At 42.5% G+C, this 12212-nt stretch carries 11 protein-coding genes; 6 read left to right on the top strand and 5 right to left on the bottom strand.

Features of this window, described 5'->3' with window-relative positions; all coding sequences use genetic code 11:
* The first annotated feature begins 114 nt into the window (after positions 1-114).
* Positions 115-612 (top strand): helix-turn-helix domain-containing protein, encoded by a 498-nt coding sequence (locus D8847_RS02090; RefSeq protein WP_125840514.1) that lies wholly within the window; start codon positions 115-117, stop codon positions 610-612.
* A gap of 151 nt (positions 613-763) precedes the next feature.
* Here D8847_RS02090 and mutL read toward each other — a convergent pair whose 3' ends face one another.
* Positions 764-2713, bottom strand: coding sequence for a DNA mismatch repair endonuclease MutL (gene mutL, locus D8847_RS02085; protein ID WP_125840454.1), 1950 nt, complete (start codon positions 2711-2713; stop codon positions 764-766).
* A 208-nt stretch (positions 2714-2921) separates the two neighbouring features.
* Between mutL and D8847_RS02075 the strand changes: the two genes are divergently transcribed.
* The gene (locus D8847_RS02075; RefSeq protein ID WP_125840453.1) at positions 2922-3362 is read left to right on the top strand and encodes a LytTR family DNA-binding domain-containing protein; all 441 of its coding nucleotides are present in this window, start codon (positions 2922-2924) and stop codon (positions 3360-3362) included.
* On the top strand, positions 3359-3817 hold the full coding sequence (locus D8847_RS02070) for a DUF3021 domain-containing protein (protein ID WP_084867755.1): 459 nt from the start codon (positions 3359-3361) through the stop codon (positions 3815-3817). The genes D8847_RS02075 and D8847_RS02070 overlap by 4 nt, the downstream gene beginning before the upstream one ends.
* A gap of 41 nt (positions 3818-3858) precedes the next feature.
* Here D8847_RS02070 and mutS read toward each other — a convergent pair whose 3' ends face one another.
* Both mutS and argR read right to left on the bottom strand, forming a co-directional pair.
* Positions 3859-6393, bottom strand: a complete 2535-nt coding sequence (mutS, locus tag D8847_RS02065; protein WP_125840452.1) for a DNA mismatch repair protein MutS — start codon at positions 6391-6393, stop codon at positions 3859-3861.
* 51 nt (positions 6394-6444) lie between these two features.
* The gene (gene argR, locus D8847_RS02060) at positions 6445-6891 is read right to left on the bottom strand and encodes an arginine repressor (protein WP_001231483.1); all 447 of its coding nucleotides are present in this window, start codon (positions 6889-6891) and stop codon (positions 6445-6447) included.
* A gap of 155 nt (positions 6892-7046) precedes the next feature.
* On the opposite strand from argR, the gene argS reads away from it, so the two are divergent.
* From argS to D8847_RS02040, 3 genes are all read left to right on the top strand, one after another.
* Positions 7047-8738, top strand: coding sequence for an arginine--tRNA ligase (gene argS / locus D8847_RS02055; protein WP_125840451.1), 1692 nt, complete (start codon positions 7047-7049; stop codon positions 8736-8738).
* A gap of 562 nt (positions 8739-9300) precedes the next feature.
* Positions 9301-9546 (top strand): MarR family transcriptional regulator, encoded by a 246-nt coding sequence (locus D8847_RS02045; RefSeq protein WP_125840450.1) that lies wholly within the window; start codon positions 9301-9303, stop codon positions 9544-9546.
* Positions 9547-9759: 213 nt separating this feature from the next.
* Positions 9760-11022: an NRAMP family divalent metal transporter gene (locus tag D8847_RS02040; RefSeq protein ID WP_125840449.1), complete on the top strand. Its 1263-nt coding sequence runs from the start codon at positions 9760-9762 to the stop codon at positions 11020-11022.
* An 80-nt stretch (positions 11023-11102) separates the two neighbouring features.
* Here D8847_RS02040 and nrdI read toward each other — a convergent pair whose 3' ends face one another.
* The gene (gene nrdI / locus D8847_RS02035) at positions 11103-11573 is read right to left on the bottom strand and encodes a class Ib ribonucleoside-diphosphate reductase assembly flavoprotein NrdI (RefSeq protein ID WP_007520838.1); all 471 of its coding nucleotides are present in this window, start codon (positions 11571-11573) and stop codon (positions 11103-11105) included.
* A 77-nt stretch (positions 11574-11650) separates the two neighbouring features.
* Positions 11651-12184 (bottom strand): ABC transporter permease, encoded by a 534-nt coding sequence (locus tag D8847_RS02030; protein ID WP_125840448.1) that lies wholly within the window; start codon positions 12182-12184, stop codon positions 11651-11653.
* Positions 12185-12212 lie beyond the last annotated feature (28 nt).

Here is a 12212-nt window from a genome sequence, read left to right as displayed (position 1 = left end):
CAAGACAGACTGCAACAAAAGGTGCAACCTCTGGTTGACAAATAGTACAGGAGATTGTATTCTCATTATAAGTAAAAATTGTTAGGATAGAGGTAGAAAAAGGAGGATAGAATGATGAAACTCGCAGAAAAACTATTTGAGCTTAGAAAGGAAAAAGGTTGGTCCCAGGAAAAGCTAGCAGAACAAATCAATGTTTCTCGGCAAAGCATCTCCAAATGGGAATCTGGACAAGTCCTTCCAGAAATCGAAAAAATCGTTGAATTAAGCAAGATTTTCCAAGTAACAACTGACTATCTACTACTAGATGAAAATTCTGAAAAGGCTTCTACAGAAGTGATCTTGGAGGAAGACAAGGACAAATACTATAAAGAGGTTAAATCCTATGGTCTCTGGCAAGTGATTTCTATTTTCGTCTTGGCTCTGGCTATCTATCTCTTTTTAGCTGGTTCTAGTTTTCCAGCCGAATTCACTGCCTGGATTTGGCTGACCTTCGTTCTCTTGATTGCTTCAGCTATTGCTATCAACAAGACTCTCAAAACCAAACAACGTTATCTTGATAAGGTGATTGGTCTTGAGAATCCTTTGAACCAAGACGACTCTACAAAACCTTGAGTCAATTGAATCATATTTCTCATTACTTTTATAGGACTGTTCTTGTCAAGCAAGTGTAAACCACATGTCAAGTTGCCCATGTCCAATCAAAGTTCCCACTTTAGAAAAACTAAAAAGCCTTGTTCAAAAGGAACAAAGGCTTTTTGTGTTCTTAATATTTCCCCAACTCACGAAGACTGGTATGATTTTCCTGAATGCGTCGGAACATTTTTTCCATATCTGACTTGGTAAAATGCACCAAAATGGGACGTCCGTGGGGACAGTTATAGGGATTGTCACACTGAGAAAGCTGATAAAGGAGCTGTCTGGCTGAGTGATCATCGATGCGATGGTTGGCCTTGATAGACCGCTTGCAGGACATCATGATGGCTAGCTCTGCTCGGTATTTCTTGATCGAAACTTCCTTGGTCAAGAGCAGCATGTCACACATTTCATAGATGCCTGACTCAATCTCTTCTTCTGCCATCCAAATAGGATGTTCACGCAGGATAAATTGATTTTCTCCGTACTCTGCTAGAAAGACACCCACTTCCTCTAAAAGCGCCATTCTTTCCCTGAGACGGAGGGCATCATCCGCTGGGAATTCAAAGATGTAGGGCACTAGGAGTTGTTGCTGACTCTGGTCAACATTGCCAATACTTTCTCGGTATTCCTCGTACTTAACTCGTTCCTGAGCCGCGTGCTGGTCTATGATGTAGAGTCCATCTCGCCCTTGGGCAAAGAGATAGGTTCCATGCATCTGCCCAAAAAATTCCAACTCTGGGAAGCTGGATGCTTCTTCTCGCTCCAGCTTGTCATAGGCCTTATCGAGACTAGCTAGGTCTAACTCTGGATGATCTAGTTGGTCGTAGTTAGCAGGCTTTCTCTCTGCAAAATGAAGTTTTGCAGGCTTGGTTAGCTGGTCCAAGGTTTCCTTGGCAAACAGGGTTAGGCCCCCACCTTCCTCAGTTAATTCAACCTGATAATCAGCCACCTCAGCTTGACTAGGTTTTGAGAGTTCTGTTTTTTCATAGTAAAGCGTATTTTCTTTGAGTGGGAGAATGGTCTGCTCTACCTTTTGACGATTACGCACGGTCGACTTGGCAAGATTTTCCAAGGCATCTGGGATCAGGGCTTGCTCTTTGAGACTGTTAGAAATGGCCTCTGAAAGCAGCGCCATTAGTTCTCTTTCCTTAGAAATCCGCACCTCTTGCTTGGTTGGATGCACATTGACATCAGCCAGATAAGGATCAATATGGATGTGAATGACAGCCAGTGGAAAACGTCCCACCATGAGCTTGCTTCCATAACCGTCAAGAATAGCACGATTTAGTAGAAAGTTCTTGATATAACGGCCATTGATGAAGAGGCTAATATAGTTGCGGTTGGCTCGGGTTAACTCAGGCAAAGACACAAAACCTGTAATTTCGAAATCTAAGTCAGAGTTCTCAATTTCAATCATCTTCTTGGCACTCACCAAACCATAAATCCCTGCGATGGCTTGGCGTAGTTGACCAGTCCCTGCTGTCCGCGTCATTTCCTTACCATCACTAATCAAACTGAAGGAAATCTCAGGATGAGCCAATCCCAGACGGTTGACAATATCAATGATATGAGACAGCTCCGCTTGCTGGCTCTTCATATACTTGAGGCGGGCAGGTGTGTTGAAAAAGAGGTCCTCCACACAAACTTTGGTCCCCACAGGACTAGTCGCTGGTATGACTTCCTCAACTTCACCCCCACGCGCAACGAGCTTGGTCCCATGACTCACACCATCCACCGCCGTCAACAAAGTCAAGACACTGACAGAAGCGATAGAGGGCAGGGCTTCACCACGAAAACCAAGCGTTCGAATCCGAAAGAGATCAGCTTGATTTTTTATCTTACTAGTTGCATGTCGACGCAGGGCCAATTCCACCTCATCGTGAACAATTCCATGACCATTATCGGTGATTTGGATTTTCTTGAGTCCAGCTTCCTCGATCTCAATGATAATCTGGCTAGAACCGGCGTCAATGGCATTTTCTACCAACTCTTTGACCACACTAGCAGGACGTTCGATAACCTCCCCTGCCGCAATCTGGTTTGCCAACACTTCTGGTAATTCAATAATATGAGACATCTTTCAGCCCCTTTCTGTATCTATTTTCCTAGAAATTGATTAGTGCTATTATACCATATTTCAGATGTTACCAGAAAAAGCAAATACCACATAGACTCCAAATCTCTCCACATAGACAAAAGCTCTTGCCATGGGTCGTAAAATAGTGTTTAATAAAGGTGTACAGGAAGTGATCACAACCTTGTATAACTGAAAAGGAGGGAAATTTATGAAAGTAGAACTACAGATTAAGGAGACTTACGAGGAGGAAAAGCTGATTGTCCAAGCACCTCAGCCGACCGAAAAAGTCCAGAAAGTCATCGAGTTCGCTGAAAATCTTGACCAAAAAGAAACAATCAAAGGAAAGATTGATGGTCAGGTCTATCTAGTTGAAATTGGCAAGATTCAGCGCTTCTATATCGAGAATCGAAAGGTTCTAGCAGAAACTGCCAGTCAGACCTACACCGTTGATTTGCGACTCTATCAGGTTCTTGAAATGCTGCCGACCACTTTTATCCAAATTTCCCAATCTGAAATCGTCAATATCGACTCCATCTCTCATCTCAAGCTCACGCCCAACGGTCTGGTTGAAATTTTCTTAAAAAACGAAAGCTTCACCTACTCTTCACGCCGTTACCTAAAAACCATCAAGGAGAAATTAGAACTATGAAAAAACAAATCTTTCACGATGCAGCCGCTGGTGTACTTATCGGCCTCATCCTCTCTATCCTTTTTTCACTCATTTATGCACCAAATACCTATGCCCCACTGAGTCCCGAGTCTCTTATCGGCCAAGTGATGGTTCAACATCAGGTTCATGGTGCCCTGGTCTTGCTCTACTGCACGATTATCTGGTCAGCTATCGGCGTTCTCTTTAGCTTTGGCAGCCGCTTATTCAATCGTGACTGGAGCCTGCTCCGTGCCACACTTTCCCATTTCTTCCTCATGCTGGCTGGCTTTGTCCCACTGGCAACTCTGGCTGGTTGGTTCCCCTTCCACTGGACCTTCTATCTCCAGCTCATTCCAGAGTTTGCGATCGTCTACCTCATCATCTGGATTATTCTCTATAAAAGAGAAGCAAAAAAAGTAGACCACATCAATCAACTCTTGGCCCATAAAAAGTAATAGAGAAAAAGCCCATTCACAAAAATGTGAATGGGCTCTTTTTATAATTTTTGTTTGAGCTCAACCAAGACATTCATAGCCTGCATAGGTGTCATATTGTAAACATCCAGTTCTGCTAATTCTGCTAGAATAGGGTGCTCTTCAGGCGCATCAAAGAGTGACATCTGCTCTGTGACAGCACTTGTTTCTCTAATGGGAACAGGACTTTCCGTCCCTTGATTCTCCAGTTGGGTCAAAATCTTATCCGCTCTTGCTAAAAGTTCTGCTGGTAAGCCAGCAATCTTAGCCACATGGATACCGTAGGATTTGTCAGCTGGTCCTGGTTCTATCTTGTGAAGGAAGGTGACTTGTCCTTCCTGTTCTAAGGTTGCCACGTGAACATTGACCAAGTGTTCCAGGCTAGACCCCAGACTGGTCAACTCATGATAGTGGGTCGCAAAGAGGGTCTTGGCTCCGATATGTTCATGAATGTATTCGATGATGGACTGGGCAAGAGCCATCCCGTCATAAGTCGCAGTTCCCCGTCCTAACTCATCAAAGAGAATCAAGGAATCCTTGGTCGCATGCGAAATGGCATTATTGGCCTCCATCATCTCCACCATGAAGGTTGATTGACCTGAAACCAAGTCATCTGCTGCTCCGATACGGGTAAAGATAGCATCGAAGATAGGCAAATGCGCACTTTCTGCTGGCACATACGAGCCTAGCTGGGCCATAACCGCTGTTATGGCTAGCTGACGCATGTAGGTAGACTTCCCACTCATGTTTGGCCCTGTGATTAGCTGAATACTCGTATCTTCTGCCATCCGAATAGTGTTAGGAATATAGGTCTGAGCTCCCATAACCTTTTCAACGACAGCATGGCGCCCTTTCTGGATATCGATTTGTGAATCGTCTCCAAACTCGGGTTGAATCAAATGCTGGGTTTCAGCCACAACGGCCAGACTTTGCAAGACATCAACTGTAGCAATTCCTTGGGCTAGAGCCTGCAAACGCTGGATGTACTTGCTGACTTCCTCACGGATGCGCATAAAGATTTCATATTCTAGGTTGGCTGACTTCTCACGCGCCTCCAGCATATCTCCCTCGATACGGGCTAATTCTTCGGTACCAAAGCGTTCTGAGTTTTTCAACGTTGCCTTGCGGAAAAAGTGGGCTGGCACATTTCCCAGTTGCGAATTAGTCACATGGAAATAGTAGCCGTCCTTTTTATTGTAGTCAATCTTAAGCGTGCTGATGCCAGAGTTTTCTCTCTCCTTAGCCTCAATCTCAGCAATCCAGCTAGTCCCTTCTCTGAGCACACGACGGTACTTGTCTAATGTCTCATCAAATCCCGTACGGATAATGCCACCTTCCGTAATCACGTGAGGAGCTTCAGGAGCAATGGCAGCACTAATCAAGCTCTCCAACTCAGGGATGGCATCTAACTGTTTGATAAGATAGGCCAGGGAAGGTTGCTCCATGCCTTCTAAAATCGCTCGAATCCGTGGCACACTAGATAAGGTAGTCGCCAGTTGCAAGAGATCCTTTGGATTGGTCTTGCCAAAAGAAACCCGACTAGCCAAACGTTCGATGTCATAAACACCCTTGAGACTGTCTGTCAAATCACTGCGCTCAAAGAAGTGATCAAGAAAGACCTGCACCACCTCTTGACGTTGGATGATTCGCTCCTTATCAATCAAAGGACGATGGATCCAAGAACGCAAGAGTCGCATCCCCATAGCTGTTTTGGTTTCATCCAAAAGCCAGAAAAGACTGCCTTGCTTCTTGCCTGAACGGGCATTCTCAACCAAATCCAAACTAGCCTTGGTCGCATAGTCCATCTGTAAGAAATCTTTGATTTCATAGCGGATAACTGGTTTGAGATGGTTCAATTCCCGCATCTGGGTACGGTGAACATACTGGAGCAGCTTACTAGCTGCCGCTTGCTCCACAGCTGCCAGTCGTGGATCCAGTAAATGAAGGTCCTCAAAGCCTTCTTTCTCATAAGAAAGCACCAGATTCATCTGACGGCTGAGGATTTGTTCTTCTTCCTCAGACAAGTCATAACCCAGCACCACTTCTCGCGCCTTTAGGTTACGGATTTCCCCACAAACCAACGTGAAATCCAATAGACCTGTCACATAAAAGTCACCCGTCACCAGATCCATATAAGCCAGACCAAACTGACTGCCATCACGATCTAAGGCAACCAAGAAATTATTCTGACTATCCGGCTTACTGCTATCGACGACCGTTCCAGGTGTGATGACCTGAACCACCTCTCGCTTGACAACCCCAACTGCTTGTTTAGGATCTTCCATCTGCTCGGCAATGGCCACCTTATAGCCCTGCTCGATCAATACGTCGATATACTGCTGGGCAGAATGATAGGGGACACCCGCCATGGGTATCGGATTTTCTGCATTTTTATTCCGACTCGTTAAGGAAATTTCTAAAATCTGTGCTGCATTAATTGCATCTTCATAGAACAACTCGTAAAAATCACCCATCCGAAAAAGCAAAAAAGCATCTGGGTATTGTTTCTTAATATCCACATACTGTTGCATGCCGGGTGATAGCTTTTCTGTTGCCATTTTCCGTCTCTCCTTGCTAAAAATAAGGTCTTGAGAGCAACTCCCAAGACCTTATTTATCTTTCATCAAATCTAGCAAACGATCTTCCATCAGCTTGGCAACGTGCTGGTCTCGACAAATAACCAATAAGGTATTAGCACCAGCAACCGTTCCTAAAATCCATTCATCCTTGTTTGCATCTACAATGTTTGCTAAGACTGCAGCTTCCCCAAGTTTGGTATGAAGTACCAAGGTGAACTCAGCTCTTGCAACTCCTTCTAAATGATGAGACAAAAACTCAACTAAATCAATCTTATCTGTCTCATTTGCTAGTACATAATACACCATATCATTTTTCTTAACCTTGGTCAAGCCGATTTCACGCAAATCACGCGACAAAGTCGTTTGTGTCACATAAACATTACGAGCTTCTAAACGATCTTGAATCTCTTTTTGTGTCCCAAGTTTTTCTTCGGTGATCATCTTTTTAATCAATTGATGCCGTTCTCTTTTTCTCATATTATCCTCTTAAGTGCATATTTATAACAAATTTTACATTTATTTTATAACTACATTATACCAAAAAAAATAGATAATTCAAAAAAATTCTTTTCTTTCTCAAAAAATGTAGTAAATTGTGATAAAATAGTAGAAAAGTCCAAAAAGGAGCCCTTATGAATACAAAAGAATTGATTGCTAGCGAGTTGGCTAGCGTCATTGATAGCCTGGACCAAGAGGCTATTTTAAATTTACTGGAAACACCTAAAAACTCAGAAATGGGAGACATCGCCTTCCCCGCCTTTTCTCTAGCAAAGGTCGAGCGTAAAGCTCCGCAAATGATTGCAGCAGATATTGCTGAAAAAATCAATAGTCAAGCCTTTGAAAAGGTTGTTGCTACAGGACCTTACGTCAACTTTTTCCTTGATAAATCTGCTATTTCGGCTCAAGTATTACAGGATGTTATCACTGAAAAAGAGCACTATGCTGACCAAACCATTGGCAAGCAAGAAAATGTCGTTATCGATATGTCTAGTCCCAATATCGCAAAACCATTCTCTATTGGGCACTTGCGTTCAACAGTTATCGGAGATAGCTTGTCACATATTTTCCAAAAAATCGGTTATCAAACGGTCAAGGTCAACCACCTAGGAGACTGGGGCAAACAGTTTGGAATGTTGATCGTTGCCTACAAGAAATGGGGAAATGAGGAAGCCGTTAAAGCGCATCCAATCGATGAACTTCTTAAACTCTACGTTCGCATCAATGCTGAAGCTGAAAAAGACCCTAGCTTGGATGAAGAAGCACGCGAATGGTTCCGTAAACTGGAGAATGGAGATGAGGAAGCCCTCGCTCTCTGGCAATGGTTCCGTGATGAAAGTTTAGTGGAATTCAACCGCCTTTACAATGAGTTGCAAGTCAAATTTGACAGCTACAACGGGGAAGCCTTTTACAACGATAAGATGGATGCTGTTGTAGACATTCTCGCTGAAAAAGGACTTCTTGTTGAGTCAGAAGGGGCCCAAGTTGTCAATCTTGAGAAATATGGAATTGAACATCCAGCCCTTATCAAAAAATCTGATGGTGCAACTCTCTATATCACACGTGACTTGGCTGCAGCCCTTTACCGTAAAAACGAATACCAATTTGCAAAATCCATCTATGTTGTTGGTCAAGAGCAATCTGCCCACTTCAAACAACTCAAGGCAGTACTACAAGAGATGGGCTACGATTGGAGCCAAGACATTGTCCATGTTCCGTTTGGATTGGTAACAAAAGAAGGGAAAAAACTCTCTACTCGTAAAGGAAATGTCATCTTGCTAGAACCGACTATCGCTGAGGCTGTTAGTCGTGCCAAGGCCCAAATCGAAGCGAAAAATCCTGAGTTAGAAAATAAAGACCAAGTTGCCCACGCTGTTGGAGTTGGGGCTATCAAGTTCTATGATCTTAAGACCGACCGTACAAATGGATATGACTTCGACCTTGAAGCTATGGTATCCTTTGAAGGAGAAACTGGACCTTACGTTCAATACGCCTACGCTCGTATCCAATCTATCTTGCGCAAAGCCGATTTCAAACCAGATGCAGCTAGCAACTACAGCTTGAACGATGCTGAAAGCTGGGAAATCATTAAACTACTCCAAGACTTCCCACGTATTATCAATCGTGCAGCAGATAACTTTGAACCTTCTATCATTGCGAAATTTGCGATTAGTTTGGCTCAAGCTTTTAACAAGTACTATGCACATACACGTATTCTAGATGAAAGTCCTGAGCGCGACAGCCGTCTGGCCCTCAGCTATGCAACCGCAGTCGTCCTCAAAGAAGCTCTTCGTTTGCTCGGAGTAGAAGCGCCGGAGAAGATGTGATTCAGCACTAACAATTGGAACTAAAGTTCCTAATTGTTAGACGCTAGCCGCTATATGCGGACTAGCTAACTGCTTCACTAGTCATGGCCCCTAAATATAATCGATTTAGAGGCCATGACGTCGTAACCAGTACGAGTTGCCTAAACGCTTCACTAATTCACCTAACCAAATAATATCGATTTGGTTAGGCTCATGTCGTAATCTTTTAATCACTTTATTGTAAAGCAGTCTAATACTCAATGAAAATCAAAGAGCAAACTAGGAAGCTAGCCGCAGGCTGTACTTGAGTACGGTAAAGCGACGCTGACGTGGTTTGAATTTGATTTTCGAAGAGTATAAGTAACTAACGCAAATCCTATCAAGGATTTGGTTAGGCGCTTCACTAACTTGTCAAACCAAATAACATCGATTTAGTTTGATTTAGGTTCTAATCTTTTAAATTACTTGAAAGCAATCTGAAAGGTTGAGGCGAAATAACATTTATATTTTGTTCGGCCTTGTAGCTGTTTAATGAAACAATTTATTCACTTTTACTATTTCTTTATCATATGGGAGATTCCTTATGAGCCAATATGCTTATATCCTCGTTATAGTTAGCTTGGTTTTCCTTTTTCTGCTCAATAAGTACGAGAAGGAAAGACTTCAAAGACTCTACCAAGAGCAACTCTTGAAGGATGAGACATTCAGGTCTGACATCAAAGAAAAAATTCAAACGACTGAAAATATCAATGATGTCATTGCATATATCAATAAAACTTACCATCTGGGAATGTTGCTATCAAAAGACGTCACAGATCAATTGAAATAACCGAAATCCGAGAAGAAAACTTCTCGGATTTTTATTGGCCCTAGTAAACATCATCCCCTTGAAACAGCAACGGTTATTTTCATATGGTTTTTGTAATTTTTTCAGAACTTTCCAACTTTTTTCAAAATATTCTTGCATTTCTTTTAAGTTTTTTGTAAAATAGAAGCTACCTATTCAGATTATTCTGAAAATTCAAAAACGGGAGCATCTATTATGTCACAAGTTACGTTATCAAGCCAGTCAACCTGGGCAAGCAAACTAAAGGCAATGGGGCCAGGTATCCTAATGGCTTCTGCCGCCGTTGGAGGTTCTCACATCGTATCCTCCACTCAAGCTGGTGGTTCTTATGGTTGGTCACTACTTCTCTTAGTTATCTTGGCCAATGTTTTTAAATATCCATTTTTCCGTTTTGGTGCAGAATATACTGCTGATACTGGTAAAACCTTGGTCGAAGGCTACGCTGAAAAAGGCAAGTTCTATCTCTGGATTTTCTTTATCCTCAATGTCTTTTCTGCTATGGTCAACACAGCCGGGGTCGCTATTCTTTGCTCAGCCATCATCGCTAGCGCTTTTCCAATGATCGGTCTTAGCATCACTCAATGGTCCCTCATCCTTGTTGCAGTCATTTGGGCCATGCTACTCTTTGGTGGCTACAAACTGTTGGATGGTATGGCAAAATGGATCATGTCTGCTTTGACCATTGCAACTGTTCTTGCAGTTATCATTGCAGCAATTAAGCATCCAGAATACAGCTCTGATTTTGTCGAGAAGACACCTTGGCAAATGGCAGCCCTCCCTTTTATCGTTTCCCTCCTAGGATGGATGCCTGCCCCTATTGAAATTTCAGCCATCAATTCACTCTGGTCTGCTGAAAAGAAAAAGACCGTAAACTTTAATACAGAGGATGCTCTTTTCGACTTTAACGTTGGTTACATTGGAACTGCTATCCTAGCTGTATTCTTTGTAGCACTCGGAGCACTCATTCAGTATCCTACAGGACAAGCAGTTGAAGCCGCTTCAGCCAAATACATCTCTCAATTCGTGGGTATGTATGCCTCTGTTCTTGGAGAATGGTCCCGTTATTTGATCACCTTCATCGCCTTTCTCTGTATCTTTGGAACAGTCATTACTGTTATCGATGGCTATTCTCGCGTTAATCAGGTTTCCCTACGACTCTTGCTAAGTCAAAAAGAGGATGATAGCAAATCTTTGAACATCTGGATGACCCTCACAGCTATTATCGGTATTGTCATCATCAAGTTCTTTGCTGGTCAAGTTTCAACCATGCTTCGCTTCGCCATGATTGGTTCTTTCCTGACAACACCATTCTTCGCGCTTTTGAACTATGTATTGGTGACACGTGAAAATAAAAATCTTCCTTCTTGGCTAAAACTCCTCGCTATCGCAGGATTGATTTTCCTCTTTGGCTTCGCTATCTTCTTTATCTATGCACTTGCTATCGGAAAAGCAGGATAGTTTATAAATGGCACCCTTACGGGGTGCTTTTTGTATACACAAAAAGCAGTTGAAAATCTCAACTGCCCCTCAGTACTACTTTATTTTTCTGTTTCTAACTCATACAAATCTGCAATGATCGCTGCGACCTTTTTAATATCTCCCAGCATGCCACGCATTTCAAAGTCTGCTAGGACCGGGAAGCCAAAGCGCTGGCTATACTGCTTGGCTGTCAGGCAGTATTGATTGTTAAAATTACGATTACCAGAACCCACTACCCCAAAACACTTACTAGCATTGTCCCCATAGGCGATAAAGTCGCCCAGTGGAGTTGTTAAAATCTCGACATCGCCGTTATCGACACCATTTCCACCTTCTAGATAGGTCGGCAAGAAAGCGATATAGGGATGTTCCATTTCAAAAAATTCTTGACCTTCCTTGACTAGGTCCTTGATATGGATTTTTTGGACCTCAATCCCTTCGTACTGGGACAAGAGATAGTCCTTGAGTCGGGTTACAAAACTCTCTGTATTCCCACTCAGACTGATATACACTAAGGATATTTTTTTCATGTTGACCTCGATTTTTATGTTTACGATATAAAAAGAACTACCAAAATTGTAACTTGATAGTTCTTTTTTGTCAATACTTAGGCAGCTTCTTCTGCTTCAACTTCCTCAGCCAAGTCCTTTTGTTGGCGCCACATCTTGTAAAAGACTAAGGCTAAAAAGAGAACATTGATGATGATGAACAAAATATTCGTCCCTTTTGCTAATGCTCCCATTCCTAAGCCAAGGGCACTATCTTTGATTAATTGAACTGCATCTTGAACGTTCATATAGCTATAAACCAAACCAACAATAGCTAGTAAAACATAGCCAACATAAGTATAGTTTGCGAATTGTACGTTTTTACGTACGAGAAATACAAAGGCTACTACAACTAGAATTGCAGATAACACAATCAACGACATATTAAAAATAGAGTGAGAGGATTCTGACACTTTGTAAGTATAGTTGACCGTGTCTTCTAATTGCTGGGCAGTGAGCGTCCCGCTATTCGCCAGGCTAGCACGAAGAGCATCTTTACTTGGCAATGGACTCAAGATTCCAAATAGTGACATAGATGAAATGAGAGCTGATAGGACTAACAAGACCCAAAGATAAATAGGATTCTTTTTCATGTTTTCCTCCATAAGATATTTTGAACAT

The organism is Streptococcus mitis, assembly GCF_003942795.1.
In the GTDB taxonomy this organism is placed as follows: Bacteria; Bacillota; Bacilli; order Lactobacillales; family Streptococcaceae; genus Streptococcus; species Streptococcus mitis_BJ.
Note: the sequence above shows the minus strand (reverse complement) of the source record. Positions and strands in the feature narration are given on the sequence as shown.

Coding starts and splice junctions, on each gene's coding strand:
- D8847_RS02070 (WP_084867755.1), top strand. CDS start 3,359: ATGAAAAAACAAATCTTTCACGATGCAGCCGCTGGTGTACTTATCGGC.
- argS (WP_125840451.1), top strand. CDS start 7,047: ATGAATACAAAAGAATTGATTGCTAGCGAGTTGGCTAGCGTCATTGAT.
- D8847_RS02075 (WP_125840453.1), top strand. CDS start 2,922: ATGAAAGTAGAACTACAGATTAAGGAGACTTACGAGGAGGAAAAGCTG.
- D8847_RS02090 (WP_125840514.1), top strand. CDS start 115: ATGAAACTCGCAGAAAAACTATTTGAGCTTAGAAAGGAAAAAGGTTGG.
- D8847_RS02040 (WP_125840449.1), top strand. CDS start 9,760: ATGTCACAAGTTACGTTATCAAGCCAGTCAACCTGGGCAAGCAAACTA.
- mutL (WP_125840454.1), bottom strand. CDS start 2,713: ATGTCTCATATTATTGAATTACCAGAAGTGTTGGCAAACCAGATTGCG.
- D8847_RS02045 (WP_125840450.1), top strand. CDS start 9,301: ATGAGCCAATATGCTTATATCCTCGTTATAGTTAGCTTGGTTTTCCTT.
- argR (WP_001231483.1), bottom strand. CDS start 6,891: ATGAGAAAAAGAGAACGGCATCAATTGATTAAAAAGATGATCACCGAA.
- mutS (WP_125840452.1), bottom strand. CDS start 6,393: ATGGCAACAGAAAAGCTATCACCCGGCATGCAACAGTATGTGGATATT.
- nrdI (WP_007520838.1), bottom strand. CDS start 11,573: ATGAAAAAAATATCCTTAGTGTATATCAGTCTGAGTGGGAATACAGAG.
- D8847_RS02030 (WP_125840448.1), bottom strand. CDS start 12,184: ATGAAAAAGAATCCTATTTATCTTTGGGTCTTGTTAGTCCTATCAGCT.